16 protein-coding genes, 4 tRNA genes and 1 other RNA gene are annotated in these 18,672 nt (G+C 72.8%); 13 read left to right on the plus strand and 8 right to left on the minus strand.

Features of this window, described 5'->3' with window-relative positions:
- Window positions 1-42 precede the first annotated feature (42 nt).
- From M4D82_RS17690 to M4D82_RS17700, 3 genes are all read left to right on the plus strand, one after another.
- Complete coding sequence (locus M4D82_RS17690) at window positions 43-666, plus strand: TetR/AcrR family transcriptional regulator (RefSeq protein ID WP_249766974.1); 624 nt, start codon at window positions 43-45, stop codon at window positions 664-666.
- 74 nt (window positions 667-740) lie between these two features.
- Window positions 741-2,435 carry a PEP-utilizing enzyme gene (locus M4D82_RS17695; RefSeq protein ID WP_249766975.1) on the plus strand — a complete coding sequence of 565 codons (1,695 nt, stop codon included), beginning with the start codon at window positions 741-743 and terminating at the stop codon, window positions 2,433-2,435.
- Entirely contained in the window at window positions 2,432-3,343 is a 912-nt protein-coding gene (locus M4D82_RS17700; protein ID WP_249766976.1) for a PEP/pyruvate-binding domain-containing protein, read from the plus strand. Before M4D82_RS17695 ends, M4D82_RS17700 begins: the two co-directional genes overlap by 4 nt.
- Before the next feature lie 35 nt (window positions 3,344-3,378).
- Here the strand turns inward: M4D82_RS17700 and M4D82_RS17705 are convergent, their stop codons facing one another.
- Window positions 3,379-3,519 (minus strand): hypothetical protein, encoded by a 141-nt coding sequence (locus M4D82_RS17705; protein ID WP_249766977.1) that lies wholly within the window; start codon window positions 3,517-3,519, stop codon window positions 3,379-3,381.
- Between the two features lie 60 nt (window positions 3,520-3,579).
- A tRNA-Ser gene (locus tag M4D82_RS17710) sits at window positions 3,580-3,664 on the minus strand.
- A gap of 141 nt (window positions 3,665-3,805) precedes the next feature.
- Between M4D82_RS17710 and ffs the strand changes: the two genes are divergently transcribed.
- The 7 genes from ffs to M4D82_RS17745 all read left to right on the plus strand — a co-directional run bounded on the left by ffs (window position 3,806) and on the right by M4D82_RS17745 (window position 12,212).
- An RNA gene (ffs, locus tag M4D82_RS17715) (signal recognition particle sRNA small type) lies at window positions 3,806-3,904 on the plus strand.
- A 53-nt stretch (window positions 3,905-3,957) separates the two neighbouring features.
- Window positions 3,958-5,643: a DNA polymerase III subunit gamma and tau gene (locus M4D82_RS17720; protein WP_249766978.1), complete on the plus strand. Its 1,686-nt coding sequence runs from the start codon at window positions 3,958-3,960 to the stop codon at window positions 5,641-5,643.
- Window positions 5,586-6,215, plus strand: a complete 630-nt coding sequence (locus M4D82_RS17725; RefSeq protein ID WP_249766979.1) for a hypothetical protein — start codon at window positions 5,586-5,588, stop codon at window positions 6,213-6,215. Before M4D82_RS17720 ends, M4D82_RS17725 begins: the two co-directional genes overlap by 58 nt.
- Before the next feature lie 60 nt (window positions 6,216-6,275).
- Window positions 6,276-7,529, plus strand: a complete 1,254-nt coding sequence (gene purD / locus M4D82_RS17730) for a phosphoribosylamine--glycine ligase (RefSeq protein ID WP_249766980.1) — start codon at window positions 6,276-6,278, stop codon at window positions 7,527-7,529.
- Between the two features lie 286 nt (window positions 7,530-7,815).
- Complete coding sequence (locus tag M4D82_RS17735; protein ID WP_249766981.1) at window positions 7,816-9,501, plus strand: M48 family metalloprotease; 1,686 nt, start codon at window positions 7,816-7,818, stop codon at window positions 9,499-9,501.
- Window positions 9,502-9,712: 211 nt separating this feature from the next.
- Complete coding sequence (locus M4D82_RS17740) at window positions 9,713-11,203, plus strand: N,N-dimethylformamidase beta subunit family domain-containing protein (protein ID WP_249766982.1); 1,491 nt, start codon at window positions 9,713-9,715, stop codon at window positions 11,201-11,203.
- A gap of 106 nt (window positions 11,204-11,309) precedes the next feature.
- Window positions 11,310-12,212 (plus strand): phosphoribosylaminoimidazolesuccinocarboxamide synthase, encoded by a 903-nt coding sequence (locus tag M4D82_RS17745; protein WP_249766983.1) that lies wholly within the window; start codon window positions 11,310-11,312, stop codon window positions 12,210-12,212.
- A gap of 116 nt (window positions 12,213-12,328) precedes the next feature.
- Here M4D82_RS17745 and M4D82_RS17750 read toward each other — a convergent pair.
- The 6 genes from M4D82_RS17750 to M4D82_RS17775 form a co-directional block, all read right to left on the minus strand.
- Window positions 12,329-12,401 (minus strand) — tRNA-Gly (locus tag M4D82_RS17750).
- Window positions 12,402-12,425: 24 nt separating this feature from the next.
- Window positions 12,426-13,037 (minus strand): response regulator transcription factor, encoded by a 612-nt coding sequence (locus tag M4D82_RS17755; protein WP_249766984.1) that lies wholly within the window; start codon window positions 13,035-13,037, stop codon window positions 12,426-12,428.
- Window positions 13,034-14,278 carry a sensor histidine kinase gene (locus tag M4D82_RS17760; RefSeq protein ID WP_249766985.1) on the minus strand — a complete coding sequence of 415 codons (1,245 nt, stop codon included), beginning with the start codon at window positions 14,276-14,278 and terminating at the stop codon, window positions 13,034-13,036. The genes M4D82_RS17755 and M4D82_RS17760 overlap by 4 nt, the downstream gene beginning before the upstream one ends.
- 101 nt (window positions 14,279-14,379) lie before the next feature.
- Window positions 14,380-14,452: transfer RNA gene (locus M4D82_RS17765), tRNA-Gly, on the minus strand.
- A 79-nt stretch (window positions 14,453-14,531) separates the two neighbouring features.
- Window positions 14,532-14,603 (minus strand) — tRNA-Gly (locus tag M4D82_RS17770).
- A 122-nt stretch (window positions 14,604-14,725) separates the two neighbouring features.
- Window positions 14,726-15,043, minus strand: a complete 318-nt coding sequence (locus tag M4D82_RS17775; RefSeq protein ID WP_249766986.1) for a histone-like nucleoid-structuring protein Lsr2 — start codon at window positions 15,041-15,043, stop codon at window positions 14,726-14,728.
- A gap of 323 nt (window positions 15,044-15,366) precedes the next feature.
- On the opposite strand from M4D82_RS17775, the gene purS reads away from it, so the two are divergent.
- Genes purS through purL form a run of 3 tightly spaced genes read left to right on the plus strand, consistent with a single transcriptional unit; the run spans window position 15,367 to window position 18,547 of the window.
- The gene (gene purS, locus M4D82_RS17780; RefSeq protein WP_008740952.1) at window positions 15,367-15,618 is read left to right on the plus strand and encodes a phosphoribosylformylglycinamidine synthase subunit PurS; all 252 of its coding nucleotides are present in this window, start codon (window positions 15,367-15,369) and stop codon (window positions 15,616-15,618) included.
- A gap of 2 nt (window positions 15,619-15,620) precedes the next feature.
- Complete coding sequence (gene purQ, locus M4D82_RS17785) at window positions 15,621-16,301, plus strand: phosphoribosylformylglycinamidine synthase subunit PurQ (protein WP_249766987.1); 681 nt, start codon at window positions 15,621-15,623, stop codon at window positions 16,299-16,301.
- Window positions 16,298-18,547: a phosphoribosylformylglycinamidine synthase subunit PurL gene (purL, locus tag M4D82_RS17790; RefSeq protein ID WP_249766988.1), complete on the plus strand. Its 2,250-nt coding sequence runs from the start codon at window positions 16,298-16,300 to the stop codon at window positions 18,545-18,547. Before purQ ends, purL begins: the two co-directional genes overlap by 4 nt.
- Window positions 18,548-18,672: the final 125 nt, after the last annotated feature.

Raw genomic sequence — 18,672 nt, forward strand, 5'->3', positions numbered from 1 at the left:
TTCTTGACAGTTTGGCGTGTATTGGAGTACTGTCAACGTGTCATGAATAAGCGAGGCCGGTACGAGAGCCCGCTGCGTGCCGAGCAGATGGAGCAGACCCGTCAGCGGATCTTCGCGGCAATGACCGAGGCCATCGCCGACGAGACCGTGGAAGAGCTCACCATCCCGCTCGTCGCACAGCGCGCGAACATCGCCGTACGCACCGTCTACCGCCACTTCCCGACCCGGGACGAACTCTTCGTTGCGTGGAACGAGTGGGCCCAGGCCCACCTCCACGTGCTCATGCTGTCCTACCCGGACACCCTCGAAGGGCTTCGCCGCCTGACTCCGGAGCTCTACCGCTCGTACGACGAGAACCAGGCGCTGATCCTTGCCCTGCTGAACTTCAAGGCGGCCCTGCCGCTGCGGCGCCAGGGTCGGGCCCACCGGTTCCGCGCCGTGGAGTCGGCGCTTGCCGAGGTCACCGCCGCGGCCTCCCCGACGGCCCGGCGGCGCGCGGTGGCGGTCCTCTACCTGCTGGTGAGCGCACCGGCATGGCAGGCCATGCGTGAGCAGACAGGACTCGACGGGGCCGAGGCCGGCGAGGCGGCCGCCTGGGCGGTCCGGGTCCTCACCGACGCTCTCCAGCGTGATCCACAGGGCCCGGCAGGCGCAGCCACCACCTGAGCCGTCTGGGCCACCTTGGCCACCTTGGCCACCTGAGCCATTCGAACCATTCGAGCGGCGAGGAGGAAGCGGCCATGAGCATCGCCGCCGCACCCACGTTTGCCCCTCCGGGACCGGGCACCTGGTCCCTCGATGCCACCCACTTCACACGTCCTGTCACCCGCTTCCACGCCGAGATCTTCCCGGCGGAGTTCGGCCGGGGCTTCGGCGACAGCCTGCGCCGGTACGGCTCGCTGCTGGAGCGTCTCGACTGGGCGTTCGTCAACGGCTTCAGCTACTACTGCCCCCGGCCGATAGGTGCGCCGCCGGACGTCTCGGGCCACCCCCCGCACGAGGTGTGGGAGCGCATGGCGGCCGACGACCCGCGGATCCGGGAGCGGCTGGCGACGAGCGCGATGGTCTTCGAGCGCCGGCTGTGGCGCGAAGACCTCCGCCGCTGGGACAGCGAGGTGAAGCCTTCGCTGGTCGCCGACCACCGGGCGCTGCTGGAGGTCGAGCCCGCCGCTCTGGACGACGCCGGCCTGCTGGCCCACCTCGACCGCTGTCGCGAGCACCAGCGGCGGGCCTGCTACCTGCACCATCTGTTCAACATGCCCGCTCTGCTGCCGATGGGCGACCTCCTGGCGCACTGCCAGGAGTGGACCAGCCGTACTCCTGGGGAGATTCTCGCGCCGCTGGCCGGGTCCAGCCCGGACCCGTTGGCCGCCGGCGAGGAGCTCGCGCGGCTGACCGCGGCGGTCACCGCCGACCCCGAGGCGCGCAGGCTCTTCGCCTCGTCCACCGAGCCCGCCGAGCTACTGGACGCGCTGTGCGCGCTGCCCGCCCCGACCGGTGCTGCGGCGGCCGCGTACCTCGAACAGGTGGGCTGGCGCCCCGTCAACGGCGAGGACGTCGGCGACCCTTGCGTCCTGGAGATGCCCGGTCTGGTCGTCAGGGCCATCCGGACCACGGCGGCGGGCCGGCCGTCCGCGAACGAGGGGCAGGAAACCGAGACGGCAGCCGAACTGCGAAGCGCCGTACCCCTGCCCCACCGCGGCCGCTTCGACGAACTGCTCTCCGAGGCCCGGTTGGTGTCGCGACTGCGCGACGAACGCGGATCGTTCGCCGACCTCCCGGCCATCGGCCTCACCCGCCGCGCCATCCTCGCCGCCGGCCGCCGGCTCGCCCGGACCGGACGGATCGCCGACCCCGCCCACCTGGTCGAGGCCGATTACACCGAGCTGCGCGAACTCGTCCGTACCGGCGATGGGCCGGACCCCGGCGAATTGTCGGACCGTGCCCGCTACCGGGAACAGGCCCGGTACGCAGACGCCCCACTCCTGCTCGGGCCACCCCCGGGCGATCCTCTGCCACCGCAGTGGCTGCCGCCGGCAGCCGCACGACTGGAACAGGCCCTCGGAGCGGTGGTCCAGGCGATGTTCGGAAACCCCGTGGCACGTACCGCGGGACGGACCGTGCACGGACTGGGCGCGAGCCCCGGCGTCTACGAGGGCACCGCACGCGTCATCCGCGACGTGGCGGAGTTCGGACGACTCCAGCCCGGCGACGTCCTGGTGACCAACGCGACCACGACCGCCTTCAACATCGTCCTGCCGCTGCTCGGTGCGATCGTCACCGACCGCGGCGGGGCACTGTCCCACGCGGCCATCGTCGCCCGGGAGTTCGCCATCCCGGGAGTGGTCGGCTGTACGGATGCCACCGCGGTACTCCCGGACGGATCCCGGGTCCGGGTCGACGGCCGGGCCGGAGAAGCGGCGGTCGTGTCATGAGGACATCGCCTGCCGAGGTGGTGCCGCTCGGGTCCGCGACCGACGAGGCCCTGTACGGCGGCAAGGCCGCGAACCTCGCGATCGCCGTCCGAGCCGGGCTGCCGGTGCCTCCTGGGATCGCCCTGCCCTGGCCGTTCGTGGACGCGGTCGCCGAGGGCAGCCCCGGCGCACAGGAGGCGCTGCGCGCGGCGGTCGACCACCTCGCGGGCGGATCGTCCGCGTCGGGACAGCCACTGGGACAGCCGCTGGCAGTACGTTCCTCCGCCCCGGGTGAGGATTCGGCCGAGGCGAGCTTCGCCGGCCAGCATCTCAGCTGCCTCAACGTGGACACCCACCAGGCGCTGACCGAGGCGGTCCGGGCCGTACGAGAGTCCGCCCGCGCCCCCGCCGCGCTTGCCTACCGCCATCGGCTCGGTCTGGTGGGGCAACCGCGCATCGCGGTGGTCGTACAGGCTCTGGTGGCCGCTGACCGCGCCGGCGTCCTGTTCACCCGCGATCCGCTCGACGGCTCCGAAGTCGTGGTGGTCGAGGCGAGCTGGGGCCTGGGCGAGTCGGTGGTCGAAGGCCTGGTCGTCCCGGACCGCTACCGGATCGACGCCGGCGGCAGAGTACGAGAACGCGTGGCGGGAGTGAAGGACATCGCCGTCCGGCCCTCACCCCTCGGCGGTATCAGCCAGGTCACCGTCCCGCCCGAACACGTCCGAACGCTCTGCCTCGACGACGCGCAGCTCACCGAGCTGCGCGAACTGGCCTCCCGCTGCGCACTGGTCTTCGCAGGACCGCAGGACATCGAATGGGCCTTCGCGGGCGGACACCTGCACCTGCTGCAACGGCGGCCGCTGACCGTGGCCGCCGAACAGGGGCTGAGCGCACCGGCCGGACGCCTCGACGGTGCCGGTGGCCCATGACGTGCACACGCGCAGATCTGGTGGCGCCGGCCCGGTCAGGCCGTATGCCAGGCGCTGATCAGTTCCTCAGGCCCGTACGACGCCTGGAGGCCGGAGCAGCGCCACTCCGAGCAGATCAGCGGAAGGCCGCCCGTGATCAGAGCGGCGTCGAAGGCGGCCGCGGGCCAGTGGGGCAAAGCAGAAGAGCCGAACCGCAAATTGCGGCTCGGCTCTTCGTTCGCCTGTTCAGGCGGCTGCGGAGGATACGAGATTCGAACTCGTGAGGGGTTGCCCCCAACACGCTTTCCAAGCGTGCGCCCTAGGCCTCTAGGCGAATCCTCCGCCGCAAACAATACAAGACGTTGAGGGGTGCTCGCGAACACGATCCTGATCTTGGGGGTCGGAGGGGGTCGGAGGGGGGGCCGGGTGGGGCGGGGATCCGGGGCGGCTCGATTCCGGGGGGCGGTATCCGCTAGGGTGGGGCCCAGCCCCTCACGCGGCGCTATCTCACCCAACTCCCCCAGGGCCGGAAGGCAGCAAGGGTAAGTGGGCTCTGGCGGGTGCGTGGGGGGCGCTTTGCGTTCCGGAGCCGTTGGGGGCCGCCGTTGTCGGTGCGCCCGGATAACCTCGTAGACGTGTCGTCCCTTGCGCTGTACCGCCGCTACCGCCCCGAGTCGTTCGCCGAGGTCATCGGGCAGGACCATGTCACGGTCCCGCTCATGCAGGCCCTGCGGAACAACCGGGTCAATCACGCGTACCTGTTCAGCGGGCCGCGCGGGTGTGGAAAGACGACCAGCGCGCGGATCCTCGCGCGGTGCCTGAACTGTGAGCAGGGTCCCACCCCCGACCCCTGCGGCGAGTGCCAGTCCTGCCGTGACCTGGCCAGGAACGGGCCGGGGTCGATCGACGTCATCGAGATCGACGCCGCGTCGCACGGTGGCGTGGACGATGCCCGTGACCTGCGCGAGAAGGCGTTCTTCGGGCCGGCGTCGAGCCGGTACAAGATCTACATCATCGACGAGGCCCACATGGTCACCTCGGCGGGCTTCAACGCCCTGCTGAAGGTGGTCGAGGAGCCTCCGGAGCACCTCAAGTTCATCTTCGCCACCACCGAGCCCGAGAAGGTCATCGGGACCATCCGGTCCCGGACGCACCACTACCCCTTCCGGCTCGTGCCGCCCGGCACGCTGCGCGACTACCTCGGTGAGGTCTGCGGCCGCGAGGGCGCCCACGTCGAGGACGGCGTGCTGCCGCTCGTCGTGCGGGCCGGCGCCGGATCCGTGCGTGACTCCATGTCCGTCATGGACCAGCTGCTCGCCGGCGCCGGGGCCGAGGGTGTGACGTATGCCATGGCCACCTCCCTGCTCGGGTACACCGAGGGCTCGCTGCTCGACTCCGTCATCGACGCCTTCGCCGCCGGCGACGGGGCAGCCGCGTTCGAGGTCGTCGACCGGGTGGTCGAGGGCGGCAACGACCCGCGCCGGTTCGTCGCCGACCTGCTGGAGCGGCTGCGCGACCTGGTGATCCTGGCCGCCGTGCCCGACGCGGGGGAGAAGGGGCTCATCGACGCTCCCGCCGATCTCGTGGAGCGGATGCAGGCCCAGGCGTCGGTGTTCGGCGCCGCCGAGCTGTCGCGCGCCGCCGACCTGGTCAACGCCGGGCTCACCGAGATGCGGGGGGCGACCTCGCCCCGGCTCCAGCTGGAGCTGATCTGCGCGCGGGTGCTGCTGCCCGCCGCCTTCGACGACGAGCGCTCCTTCCAGGCCCGCCTCGACCGGCTCGAACGGAGCGGCCCGCCCGCCGGTGTGGCGTACGCCGCCCCGGCCGCCGCCCCCGCCATGGGATACGTTCCCGCGCCCGAGGCCCATGGCATGGCTCCGGCCGGCCCGGGTGGCGGGGTCGCCGCCGCGCGTGCCGCCGTACGGGGCCCCGAGCCGCAGCCCGCGGCGCCGGTGGCACCCGTAGCGGCGGAGCCCGCGCCGCAGCCCGCAGCCGCGGCCGCCGCCCCGGCCCCGCCGCCCTCCCGCCCCCGCGCCCGCCGCCCCGGGGCCTGGCCCGGTGCCGCGCAGCCCGGCAGCGGTGCGCCCGCGCCCGGCGCCTGGCCCGGAGCCGCGACCCCGGCCACCCCGCCCCGGCCGCCGCTCCCGCCCCGGCGCCTGGCCCAGCGCCGCCGCCCCGGCAGCGGCGCCCCGGCCCCACCCCGGCCCCGGCCCCGGCACCCGCCCCGACGTCCGCCCCGCCCGCCGCCGCGCCCTCCCCCGGCATGGCCGCCGGCGCGGGACAGGTCCAGGCGATGTGGCCCGGCGTCCTGGAGGCCGTGAAGAACCGCCGCCGCTTCACCTGGATCCTGCTCAGCCAGAACGCCCAGGTCACCGGCTTCGACGGCACCACCCTCCAGCTCGGCTTCCCCAACGCTGGCGCCCGCGACAACTTCGCGAGCAGCGGCAGCGAGGACGTCCTCAAGGCGGTGCTCTCCGAGCAGTTCCAGGTCAACTGGAAGATCGACGCCGTGGTGGGAGGCGGCGGCCCCGCCCCGACCCAGCAGTCCTCTTACGCCGCCCCGCCGGCCCCCGCCCAGGCCCCGGCCGCGCCCACCCCCGCCTACAACCCGCCACCGGCGCCCCACCAGAACCAGCAGAGCCACCAGCCCCACCAGCCCCAGCAGCCCCAGGCGTCCGCCCCGCAGCAGCCGTACCAGCCACCGGCACCCCAGCAGTCCCACCAGTCCCACCAGTCCCAGCCCCCCACCCCGCAGGCCCCCCCGCCCGTCGCCCCCGAGGACGACGTGGCGGAGGCCGACGACCCCGACCTCGTCGAGAGCGCCCTGACCGGACACGACCTGATCGTGCGCGAGCTCGGAGCCACCGTTGTGGAGGAATACACGAATGAGTAGCGCCCCGTAGTTGGGTGGCCGCACGAAACCCGCCACGCCGGCCGGGCTACCCTGGGCGGCGTGAAGGTCCTCGTCATCGGCGGCGGCGCCCGCGAACACGCCCTGTGCCGCTCTCTGTCCCTCGACCCCGACGTCTCCGCGCTCTACTGCGCCCCCGGCAACGCCGGCATCGCCGAGGTGGCGGAGCTGCGCCCGGTCGACGCCCTCGACGGCGCCGCGGTCGCCGCCCTCGCCGTCGAACTCGGCGCCGACCTGGTCGTCGTCGGTCCGGAGGCCCCCCTGGTCGCCGGGGTCGGCGACGCCGTCCGCGCGGCCGGCATCCCCGTCTTCGGCCCGTCCGCAGAGGCCGCGCGGCTGGAGGGCTCCAAGGCCTTCGCGAAGGACGTGATGGCCGCCGCCGGTGTCCCGACCGCGCGCAGCTACGTCTGCGTCACCCCGGAGGAGGTCGACGAGGCCCTCGACGCCTTCGGCGCCCCCTACGTCGTCAAGGACGACGGCCTCGCCGCCGGCAAGGGCGTCGTGGTCACCGAGGACCTCGCCGTCGCCCGCGCCCACGCGCTGGCCTGCGACCGCGTCGTCATCGAGGAGTACCTCGACGGCCCCGAGGTCTCCCTCTTCGCCATCACCGACGGCGTCACCGTGGTCCCCCTCCAGCCCGCGCAGGACTTCAAGCGCGCCCTCGACGGCGACGCCGGCCCCAACACCGGCGGCATGGGCGCGTACTCCCCGCTCCCCTGGGCCGACCCGAAGCTGGTCGACGAGGTCATGGAGCTGGTCCTCCAGCCCACCGTCGACGAGCTCCGCCGGCGCGGCACGCCCTTCTCCGGACTGCTCTACGCCGGCCTCGCGCTCACCAGCCGCGGCACCCGCGTCATCGAGTTCAACGCCCGCTTCGGCGACCCCGAGACCCAGGTCGTCCTGGCCCGGCTGCGCACCCCCCTCGCGAGCGTCCTGCTGAACGCCGCGAACGGCACCCTGGCCGACGAGCCGCCGCTCTCCTGGCGCGACGACGCGGCCGTCACGGTCGTGATCGCCTCCCACAACTACCCGGACACCCCGCGCACCGGCGACCCGATCGAGGGCCTGGCCGAGGTGGCCGCCGAGGACGGCCCCGACGCCTACGTGCTGCACGCCGGGACCCGCCGCGAGGGCGACGCCATCGTCAGCGCGGGCGGTCGCGTGCTGTCGGTGACGGCGACCGGCTCCGACCTGGCCCAGGCGCGCGAGAAGGCGTACAAGGCCGTCGCGCGGATCCGACTCGACGGCTCCCAGCACCGTACGGACATCGCGGCCAAGGCGGCGGAAGGCCGCTGACCAGCACGGCGGAGCGAGCACGGGCCCGGGGCGCGCGGACGCGCACCGGGCCCGCGCGCGTGTCCGCGTACGAGTGCCTCCGGCCGCGTTCGAGCGCACCCACCTTTACCCAAAGCCATTCCATCGGGTGATGTCACCCGGTCCGCCTGACGCCCGGCCGCTCCCCAACTAGGGTGCGGCGCAAGCATTCCGGCACATGGCCCACCGGCATTGCGATGTCGGTGGCGGGTGTCACAGTGGGGGAGTGAGCAACGCCGCCGCAGGGCAGAGGGGGTGAGGTCCGGCCGTGTCCGGAACCGGTTCGATCGCAGAAGTGGGCGTGCCGTCCGCACGATCCCGCGCCCTCGCCGTGCTGCGCGTCCGCAGCAGGGCGCTGGCCGCCGTGCTGGTGCCCACCGCCGTCGCGGTGGTGCTCGTGACCGCCCGGATGACGGGCCGGCTGGCCGGGGACCCCTGGCCGACGGTGACCCTCGTCGTGTGCGCGGTCGCCGCGCTGGTCCTGCTCGCCGGCGGCATCTTCGGCGCCGTCGTGGTGCGGGCCGGTCCGGCCGTGACACCGACGGTGCCGCTGCCGGAGAGCGCCGCGCCCGACCTCTACCGCCTCGTGCGGGACCTGGCCGACCGGATGGACGTTCCCGCGCCCTCCGCGATAGCCCTGACCCCGGACTGCGACAGCTGGCTGGAGGACCGCGCGCATGCCGCGCACCGGCGCGCGGGCATATCCGCGGGTCCGGAGTCCGAGCCCGGCGCCGCCCCCGTCCTCGTGATCGGTTCGCCGTTCCTGTGGTGGATGCGGGTCGCGGAGCTACGGGCAGTCCTCGCGCCCGTCGTCGCCGGTACGGGCCCCTCCGCGCACCCCGACATAGCCGACGCGCGCGGCTTCGTCCGCGGGCTCGACGCCGCCGTGGACATCGGCGACCGGCCCGGCCTCGGCTGGATCGCCGGCCCCGCCCGGCTGCTGCTGCGGCTGTGCCGGACGGACGCCGCCGAGATGGAGCGCGGCGTCGCCGCCGCCGCATCGGACCGCGCCCAGGACGTGGACTACGGGCTGCGCATCATGGCCCAGGAGCAAGTCGGCCTCGCCTACGCGGGCTGGGACCGATTGTTGACCCGCGTCGCGCTGCCCGCCTGGCGGATGGGCCGCTGGCCCGCGCACCTCGACGCCGGGGTGGTCTCCGCCCTGACGGAACTGTCCCGCCGCGACCGGCTGGCCGACGGGTTCACCTCGCGCCTCGAAGAGCGCCCCGCCTGCGATCTGCTGGAGCAGCCCGGCGTGGTCGACGAGGCCGCCTCCCTGCTGGCGGCGCGGCTCTTCCACGGCGGCCCCGCCGAAACCGGGCCGGACTGGGCCCCGGTGGACTGGGCGGAGTATCCGCGGGAGGTCGTCGACCGCAAGTGGCGTACGGAGGCGGCCCGCCTGCACGCGGCCCTCGACGCCCTCGCCACCGCCCCGACCCCGACGGCCCCCGCCACCACCCCGGCTCCCGCCACCACCCCGGCTCCCGCCCCCACCCCGGCCCCGCCCACCGACGGCCTCGGCGGGCCCACGCTGGAGCGGGTCCTCGGCTACCTCACCGACCCGGCGGGCCACTGCGCCGCCGGCGAGGCCCTCGCCGGACGCCTGAGCGGCGACCTGGCCCGGGAGGAACGTGCCGCCGACTCCCGCGCGGCCGCCGAGAAGGCCCGGGGAGCCGACACGATGCCGCTCTTCCCGCTCCAGCCCCCGCGCAGCGGCCGGGACCTGCTCGCCGACCACGTCACCGCCCTGGTCTGCTGCGCCGCCGTGGACTACGCCGGCGCCGGCCCGGGGTTGGACTGGCTCGACGGCCCGGTCCTGCTGGTCGGCGGCGAGCGCCGCTCGGACCTCGCGCCGCTCGTGCTCTCCCTCGTGGAGGACGGGGACCCGGCGCCACTGCGCGACTGGCTCGCGGAGGTCGGCGTCCGCCCGGAGAAGCCGGTCCGCCTCGCCTGAGCGCCTCGCCCCCGGGTCCGACCGACGTCCGAGCCACCCCACGCCACCCCCCAAGCGGCGGCCACCCTTCCGTTCACGTCAATTCGCGACGAACGGTGACGGAGTGCGTGCGTTATGTGATGTGCTGGGACCGGTCGCGCGGCGGTGTCCGAAACCCACCGCGCGCCAAGACGACGAAGACACGTTCGGGGGAGCGAGGGAGGGGAGCGGTATGGGTGCGGACCAGATCCGGCGATGGGAGTCAGGTGCGCTCGCGCACGCGGTGAACGACCCCTTCGGCCAGGGCCCCCTGCCCTGGTTCCGAGGCAGCGAGCTCTACTTCGGCGACACCGGCCAAGTCGTCCCCTGGTACGCCGACCCGGCCGCCACCCCCGGCTCCCTCCCCCGAGCCCACGGCACCCCGGGCGGCTCCGGCGGCCCGCGCACCGCCGACGACGTCCACCGGCAGATCAAGGGCTTCTCCTCCACCGGAGCCGTCACCCCCGGCGAGGCCATCGACTTCCACATCACCGTCGACCCACCCCAGCAGTTCTCCGTCGACGTCTACCGCATCGGCCACTACGGCGGCGACGGCGCCTCCAAGATCACCACGAGCCCCCGGCTGTCCGGCATCGTCCAGCCGCCCCCGCTCACCGCCGACCGCACCGTCTCCTGCCACCACTGGTGGCAGTCCTGGCGCCTCCAGATCCCCTCGTACTGGACCGTCGGCGCCTACGTCGCCGTCCTCACCACCGCCGACGGCCACCGCTCACACATCCCCTTCACGGTCCGCGACGACCACCCCGCCGACCTGCTCCTCCTGCTCCCCGACATCACCTGGCAGGCCTACAACCTCTACCCGGAGGACGGCCGCACCGGCGCCAGCCTCTACCACGCGTGGGACGAGGACGGCCGCCTCCTCGACGAGCGGGACGCCGCCATCACCGTCTCCTTCGACCGCCCCTACGCGGGCGCCGGCCTCCCCCTGCACGTCGGCCACGCGTACGACTTCATCCGCTGGGCCGAGCGCTACGGCTACGACCTCGCCTACGCCGACACCCGCGACCTGCACGCCGGCCGCGTCGACCCGACGCGCTACCGGGGCCTGGTCTTCCCCGGCCACGACGAGTACTGGTCGCTCCCGATGCGCCGCACCGCCGAACGCGCCCGCGACCACGGCACCTCGCTCGTCTTCCTCTCCGCCAACACCATGTACTGGCAGGTCGAACTGGCCCCCTCCCCCTCCGGAGTGCCCGACCGGCTCCTCACCTGCCGAAAACGCCGCGGCCCCGGCCGCCCCAGCCTGTGGCGCGAGATCGACCGCCCTGAACAGCAACTGCTGGGCATCCAGTACGCCGGCCGCGTCCCCGAGCCCGCCCCGCTCGTCGTGCGCAACGCCACGCACTGGCTGTGGGACTCCACCGGCGCCGCCGAGAACGACGAGCTCGACGGCCTCGTCGCCGGCGAGGCCGACCGCTACTTCCCCCGCACCCAGCTGCCCCCGCACCAGGACCGGATCCTGCTCGCGCACTCCCCGTACCGCGACGGCGAGGGCGCCAAGCGCCATCAGGAGACCTCCCTCTACCGGTCCCCCAGCGGCGCGCTCGTCTTCGCCTCCGGCACCTTCGCCTGGTCCCCGGCCCTCGACCGCCCCGGCCACGTGGACGAACGGATCCAGCGGGCGACGGCGAACCTCCTCGACCGGATCTGCAAGCGCGACTAGGACACCCGCCAGGACGCCGACCACGGGCGGCGCACCCCAAGGCCCGTTCCCGCCGCCCGGTGGGGGAGAATGGCCGTGCGCTCGTACAGAACCACAGGGAGACCCCGTGCCCGGATTCGTCGAAAAGCCCGAGCCGGTCCAGGTGCCCGGCCTCGTCCACCTCCACACCGGCAAGGTCCGCGACCTCTACCGCGACGAGGACGGCCGGCTCGTCATGGTCGCCAGCGACCGCATCTCCGCGGCCGACTGGGTCCTGCCCACCGAGATCCCGGACAAGGGTCGCATCCTGACCCAGCTCTCCCTGTGGTGGTTCGACCAGCTCGCCGACCTGGTCCCGAACCACGTCCTGTCGACCGAGCTGCCCGCCGGCGCCCCCGCCGACTGGGCCGGCCGCACGCTGGTGTGCCGCAGCCTCGACATGGTCCCCGTCGAGTGCGTGGCCCGCGGCTACCTGACCGGCTCCGGCCTCGCCGAGTACGAGAAGACCCGTACGGTCTGCGGCCTCGCCCTGCCCGAGGGCCTGGTCGACGGCTCCGAACTGCCCGCGCCGATCTTCACCCCGGCCGCGAAGGCCGATGTCGGCGACCACGACGAGAACGTCTCCTACGAGGAGGTCGCGCGCTCCACCGGCGCCGAGACGGCCGCGATGCTGCGCCAGACGACCCTCGCCGTCTACAGCCGCGCCCGTGACATCGCCCGCGAGCGCGGGATCATCCTGGCGGACACCAAGTTCGAGTTCGGCTTCGACAAGGACGGCACCCTGGTCGCCGCCGACGAGGTCCTCACCCCGGACTCGTCCCGCTTCTGGCCGGCCGACCTGTGGGAGCCGGGTCACGCCCAGCCCTCGTTCGACAAGCAGTACGTCCGCGACTGGCTCGCCTCCCCGGCCTCCGGCTGGAACCCGAAGGGCGAACTCCCGCCGCCCCCGCTGCCCGAGGACGTCGTCGCGCAGACCCGCGCCAAGTACGTGGAGGCCTACGAGCGCCTCACCGGCCAGACCTGGCACTGACGCCACTGCGCCGCCGGCCGGGGCACCCCCCGGCCGGCGGCGGTGACGGCTCCCCGACCCCGCGCCGCGCACACGAAGAAGCCCCCCGGTCCAGGACCGGGGGGCTTCTCTCGCTGAGCGGACAACGCGACTCGAACGCGCGACATCCACCTTGGCAAGGTGGTGCTCTACCAACTGAGCTATGTCCGCAGGTGCGCCGTAACGCGAGACCTACTATACCCAACCTCGCGCGCGTGCGAGACGCACGGCCGTGTGCCGGTTCTCGGCGCCCAGCTTCGTCGCCGCCGACGACAGGTAGTTGCGCACCGTCCCCTGCGACAGCGAGGCCCGCTCCGCGACCTCCGCGATGGGCGCTCCGTCGGCCGCGAGTTCCAGCACCTCGGCCTCCCGCGCGGTCAGCGGCGAGTCCCCCGCGCTGATCGCGTCGGCCGCCAACTCCGGGTCCACGTAACGGCCTCCGGCGTGCACGGTCCGGATCAGCTCGGCGAGCTGCTGCGCCGAGACCGTCTTCGGCGCGAAGGCCCGGACGCCGGCCGCCAGGGCCCGCTTCAGGTGTCCGGGCCGGCCGTGACTGGTCACGATCATGGCCTTGCACTCGGGGAGTTCGGACCGCAGCGATGTGGCGACACTCACACCGTCCGCCCCCGGCATCTGGAGGTCCAGCACCGCCACGTCCGGCCGGTGCGCCCGCGCCATGGCCAACGCCTCCGGCCCCGAAGCCGCCTCCGCGACGACGACCAGGTCGTCCTCCAGCGCCAACAGCGCGGCCACCGCACCCCGGATCAGGTGCTCGTCGTCCGCCAGCAGAACCCGTACGGGCTTCACGCGCCCACCTCCGTCGCGCCCACGCGCGCTCCCGTCACCTCGGCCCGCAGCCGGAACAGGCCGCCCCCGGCCGGTCCCGCCGTCAGGGTCCCGTCCACCGCCGCGAGCCGTTCCCGCAGCCCCGCGAGCCCGGACCCCGGAGGTCCGGCCGGGGCCTCGGGCACCCCGTCGTTCTCCACCAGCAGGGTCACCGCCTCCGAGGGCCGCCCCACCGTCAGCCGGATCAGGCAGCTGCGCGCGTCCCCGTGCCGCAACACGTTCGTGGTGGCCTCCCGCACCACCCAGCCGAGCGCCGACTGCACCTCGGACGGCAACGTCCGCACCGCCGCCGTACGGAACTCCACCCGGCAGTCCATCCCGGCCGCGCTCAGCACCCCGCGCGCCCCCTCCAGCTCCACCGCGAGGTCGGCCTCCCGGTAGCCGCGCACCACGTCGCGCACCTCCCGCTGGGACTGCCGCGCGATCCGCTGCACCTCGATCATCTGGTCCACCGCCTCGGGGCGTTCCCGCCGGGCCAGCCGCACCGCCAGCTCGCTCTTGAGGGCGATCACCGCGAGGTTGCGGCCCATCACGTCGTGCAGGTCCCGCCCGAAGCGCAGCCGCTCCTCGGCGACGGCCAGCCGGGCCTGGAGCTCCCGGGCGTGCTCCAGTTCGTGGACGGTGCTCACCAGCCAGCCGGAGAACCCGTAGGTGAACGCGAGGAACGCGCTGGTCAGCAGCACCCCGACGAAGTACCCGAGCACCTCGCTCAGCGACAGGCCGAGCGCGGCCACCACCGCCGCCGTCCCGCCCGCTGCGACCAGGGGCACGTACCACATGTGCCGGACGCGGCGCAGACTCATGGCGATGGATCCGCAGCCGAAGCAGCCCACGCCGACCACCAGCGCCGGCGCCACGGAGTCGTCGAGCGAGCCGAAGCGGCGCAGGAGCAGGAAGAGCAGCATGGCGGCGGCCGTCAGGACCGCGGTCGCCGCCGCGAGCCGCACCGGCCGCTCCCGACGGTCGGCCACGCTGTCCAGGGCCCGGGAGGTGAGGAATCCGGCCAGGACGGCGTGCGCGCAGACCACCAGGAAGACCGCCGCACCCAGCGGCCTCGGGGTGTCGTTGTCCTGCGGCGAGAGGCCCATCAGCCCGACGGACACCATCTCGATGGGCACGAAGGAGTGGAAGGACCAGCGCGTGTACAGCTCGACCTTTCCCGCGCTCCCGCGGTTCTTCCACCACCCGGTCAGCTTCGACACGGCACACGTCCCCCCGGTAGCGAACACCCCGACCATGATTGTCGCCCAAAGGGAAATGACGAAGGCCCCGATCGGAATCCGATCGGGGCCTTCGTACGCTGAGCGGACGACGCGACTCGAACGCGCGACATCCACCTTGGCAAGGTGGTGCTCTACCAACTGAGCTACGTCCGCATGCTGCCACGACACGAATGCCGTCGCGATGCGAGCATCACTCTACCTGATCCACAACCGTGATCGGTAAAGCGTGCAGAGCGGGTGACAGGGATTGCACACTGCGCCTCCCCCCTGGAAGGGGGGTGTTCTGCTACTGAACTACACCCGCACGACTCGGGGGCTTCGGCTTTTCGGCCTGGCCCCTCGGCGTGATCCACACACTAGCCGATCGGAGGGGGTGGATGCCAAATCCGCCCCCGCCCGCCCCCGGTGGGGCCGGCGGCGACGCCCTCAGTGGGCCTCGTTGTACGCCTCGTAGACCCGCTTCGGGATGCGGCCGCGCGGGGGCACGTCGTGCTGGTGCGCCCGCGCCCAGGCCCGGACGACCGCCGGGTCCGGGGCCACCGCGGTGTGCTTGAAGGCCTTGCCGGAACGGGACTGCCGGCGGCCCGCGGCCACGAAGGGCGCGAGGCTCTTCCGCAGTTTCTTTGCGTTGGCCACATTGAGGTCGATCTCGTACGTCTTACCGTCGAGGGCGAACGTGACCGTTTCCGCCGCTTCTCCGCCGTCGAGGTCGTCGGAGATCGTGACTACTACGCGCTGCGCCACGGATATCGGTCCCTTCGGTGCGCCGTCGCCGCCCGTTGACGTGCGGTGATGTCGCCTCTGTGGTTGTTTCGGGGGAATGCGTCAAACCGTCGGAATCCCGGCTGATTCCTTTGTACCGCGATTCCCGTGGAATTGTGAAGCCCAGTTAATTCCCCCCGCGTGTCCCGCCGCAATGCCGGCCGCCCGGTTTTCCGGTGGATTTTGCGAAGCGTTGGGGAAGCCGAAACCGCGCCGCTCTCGGGGGCCGTCCGATATCTACCCGCGTAGAAATTTTGGCCGGGTACGCTGAGGGAACCGCCTTCGCACCAACCACCTCATCGGGAGTGCCAGTGGCACGCGTCGTAGTCGACGTCATGCTCAAGCCGGAGATCCTCGACCCCCAGGGCCAGGCGGTGCAGCGTGCACTGCCGCGCCTGGGCTTCGAGGGGATCGCCGACGTCCGCCAGGGGAAGCGTTTCGAGCTGGAAGTGGAGGGCCCGGTCGACCAGGCCGCCCTCGACCGCATCCACAAGATGGCCGAAACGTTCCTCGCCAACACCGTCATCGAAGACTTCACCGTGAAGGTCGAGGCCTGACGGTGACCACACGCATCGGAGTCGTCACGTTCCCCGGAACGCTCGACGACCGTGACTCACTGCGCGCCGTGCGCCTCGCCGGAGCCGAGCCCGTCTCGCTGTGGCACCGCGACAAGGACCTGCACCAGGTCGACGCGGTCGTCCTCGCGGGCGGCTTCTCCTACGGGGACTACCTGCGCGCCGGAGCCATCTCCCGCTTCTCGCCGGTGATGGAGACCATCATCGAGCAGGCCAAGGCCGGGATGCCCGTCCTCGGCATCTGCAACGGCTTCCAGGTCCTCACCGAGGCCCACCTGCTGCCGGGGGCGATGCTCCGCAACAACCACCTCCACTTCATCTGCCGCGACCAGAAGCTGCGGGTGGAGAACGCGGAGAGCGCGTGGACCGGCGACTACACCGCCGGCCAGGAGATCTCCGTACCGCTCAAGAACATGGACGGCCGGTACGTCGCCGACGAGCGCGTGCTCGACGAACTGGAGGCCGAAGGCCGCGTGGCCTTCCGGTACCTGGACGTCAACCCCAACGGTTCGCTCCGCGACATCGCCGGCATCACCAACGCCGCGGGCAACGTCGTCGGCCTCATGCCCCACCCCGAGCACGCGGTCGAGCCGCTCATCGGGACGGGCCGCACCGACGGCCTCCCGTTCTTCACCTCGGTCCTGAAGAAGCTGGTTTCCGCATGAGCCTCGACACCGTCAAGAACGCCACCGAGACCCCGGACGCCTCCCAGCCGTGGAAGGAGCTCGGCCTCAAGGAGGACGAGTACGCCCGCATCCGGGAGATCCTCGGCCGCCGCCCCACCGGCGCCGAGCTCGCCATGTACTCGGTCATGTGGTCCGAGCACTGCTCGTACAAGAGCAGCAAGGTCCACCTGAAGCAGTTCGGCGAGAAGGCCCCGCAGAACGACGCCATGCTCGTCGGCATCGGCGAGAACGCCGGCGTCGTCGACGTCGGCCAGGGCTACGCGGTCACCTTCAAGGTCGAGTCGCACAACCACCCGAGCTACATCGAGCCCTACCAGGGCGCGGCCACCGGCGTCGGCGGCATCGTCCGCGACATCCTCGCCATGGGCGCCCGCCCGGTCGCCGTGGTCGACCCGCTGCGCTTCGGCGCCGCCGACCACCCCGACACCAAGCGCGTCCTGCCGGGCGTCGTCGCGGGCATCGGCGGCTACGGCAACTGCCTGGGCCTGCCCAACATCGGCGGCGAGGTCGTCTTCGACTCCTGCTACCAGGGCAACCCGCTGGTCAACGCCGGCTGCATCGGCGTGATGAAGCACGAGGACATCCACCTCGCCAAGGCCTCCGGCCCCGGCAACAAGGTCATCCTCTACGGCGCCCGCACCGGCGGCGACGGCATCGGCGGCGTCTCGGTCCTCGCGTCCGAGACTTTCGACGACACCAAGCCCACCAAGCGCCCCGCCGTCCAGGTCGGCGACCCCTTCCAGGAGAAGCTCCTCATCGAGTGCACCCTGGAGATCTTCAAGGAGAAGCTGGTCGCGGGCATCCAGGACCTCGGCGGCGCCGGGCTCTCCTGCGCCACCTCCGAACTGGCCTCCGCCGGTTCCGGCGGCATGCGCGTCGAGCTCGACACGGTCCCGCTGCGCGACGCGACGCTCTCGCCCGAGGAAATCCTCATGAGCGAGTCGCAGGAGCGCATGTGCGCGATCGTCGAGCCGCAGCACGTCGAGCGGTTCATGGAGATCTGCGAGAAGTGGGACGTCATCGCCACCGTCATCGGTGAGGTCACCGACGGCGAGCGCCTGGAGATCTTCTGGCACGGCGAGCAGATCGTGGACGTGCCCCCGGGCACCGTCGCCCACGAGGGCCCGGTCTACCACCGCCCGTACGCCCGCCCCTCCTGGCAGGACGCCCTCCAGGCCGACGACGCCGGCCGGCTGCCCCGCCCGCAGACCTCCGAGGAGCTGCGCGCGCAGGTCCTGGCCCTGGTCTCGTCGCCGAACCAGGCCTCGAAGTCGTGGGTCACCGACCAGTACGACCGCTTCGTGCAGGGCAACACGGTGCTGGCGCAGCCCGAGGACGCGGGCATGGTCCGCATCGACGAGGAGTCCAACCTCGGCGTGGCCATGGCCACCGACGGCAACGGCCGCTACGCGAAGCTCGACCCGTACACGGGCGCGCAGCTCGCGCTGGCGGAGTCGTACCGCAACGTCGCCGCGACCGGCGCCAAGCCCCTCGCGATCTCCGACTGCCTGAACTTCGGCTCCCCCGAGGACCCGGACGTCATGTGGCAGTTCGCCGAGGCCTGCCGCGGTCTCGCGGACGGCTGCCTGGAGCTGGGCACCCCGGTGACCGGCGGCAACGTCTCGCTCTACAACCAGACCGGCGACATCGCGATCCACCCGACCCCGGTCGTGGCCGTGCTCGGCGTGATCGACGACGTCAACCGCCGCACGCCGATGGCGTTCTCGGAGGCCGGCCAGCTGCTCTACCTGCTCGGGGACACCGCCGAGGAGTTCGGCGGCTCGGCGTGGTCGCAGGTCGTCCACGACCACCTGGGCGGCATGCCGCCGAAGGTGGACCTGGGCCGCGAGAAACTGCTCGGCGAGATCCTGATCTCCGCCTCGCGCGACGGCATGATCGACGCCGCGCACGACCTGTCCGACGGCGGCGTCATCCAGGCGCTCACCGAGTCCTGCCTGCGCGGCGGCAACGGCGCGCGGATCGTGGTCCCGGAGGGTCTGGACGCCTTCACCTTCCTCTTCTCCGAGTCCGCGGGCCGCGCCATCGTGGCCGTCCCGCGCAGCGAGGAGCTCCGCTTCACCGACATGTGCGGCGCCCGCGGCCTGCCCGCTGCCCGCATCGGTGTCGTGGACGGCGAGGAGATCGAGATCCAGGGTGAGTTCAGCATCCCGCTGACCGAGCTCCGCGAGGCCCACGAGGCGACGATCCCGGCCCTGCTGGCCTGATCGCGGCCTCGCGCCGTCCCGGGACGCCGTCCGCGTACGCCGTCCCCGTACGTCGCTCCGTACGCGCCCGAACCCCCGGCCCGGAACCTTCCCGGCCGGGGGTTCGGCCGTCCGCGCCCCGGCGG

This window comes from Streptomyces sp. RerS4, assembly GCF_023515955.1.
Taxonomy (GTDB): domain Bacteria; phylum Actinomycetota; class Actinomycetes; order Streptomycetales; family Streptomycetaceae; genus Streptomyces.

Excerpts from the sequence above, each read along its gene's own strand:
- M4D82_RS17725 (WP_249766979.1), top strand. The coding sequence starts at position 5,586 with ATGGCCGCCGGCGCGGGACAGGTCCAGGCGATGTGGCCCGGCGTCCTG.
- M4D82_RS17690 (WP_249766974.1), top strand. The coding sequence starts at position 43 with ATGAATAAGCGAGGCCGGTACGAGAGCCCGCTGCGTGCCGAGCAGATG.
- purL (WP_249766988.1), top strand. The coding sequence starts at position 16,298 with ATGAGCCTCGACACCGTCAAGAACGCCACCGAGACCCCGGACGCCTCC.
- M4D82_RS17700 (WP_249766976.1), top strand. The coding sequence starts at position 2,432 with ATGAGGACATCGCCTGCCGAGGTGGTGCCGCTCGGGTCCGCGACCGAC.
- M4D82_RS17740 (WP_249766982.1), top strand. The coding sequence starts at position 9,713 with ATGGGTGCGGACCAGATCCGGCGATGGGAGTCAGGTGCGCTCGCGCAC.
- M4D82_RS17695 (WP_249766975.1), top strand. The coding sequence starts at position 741 with ATGAGCATCGCCGCCGCACCCACGTTTGCCCCTCCGGGACCGGGCACC.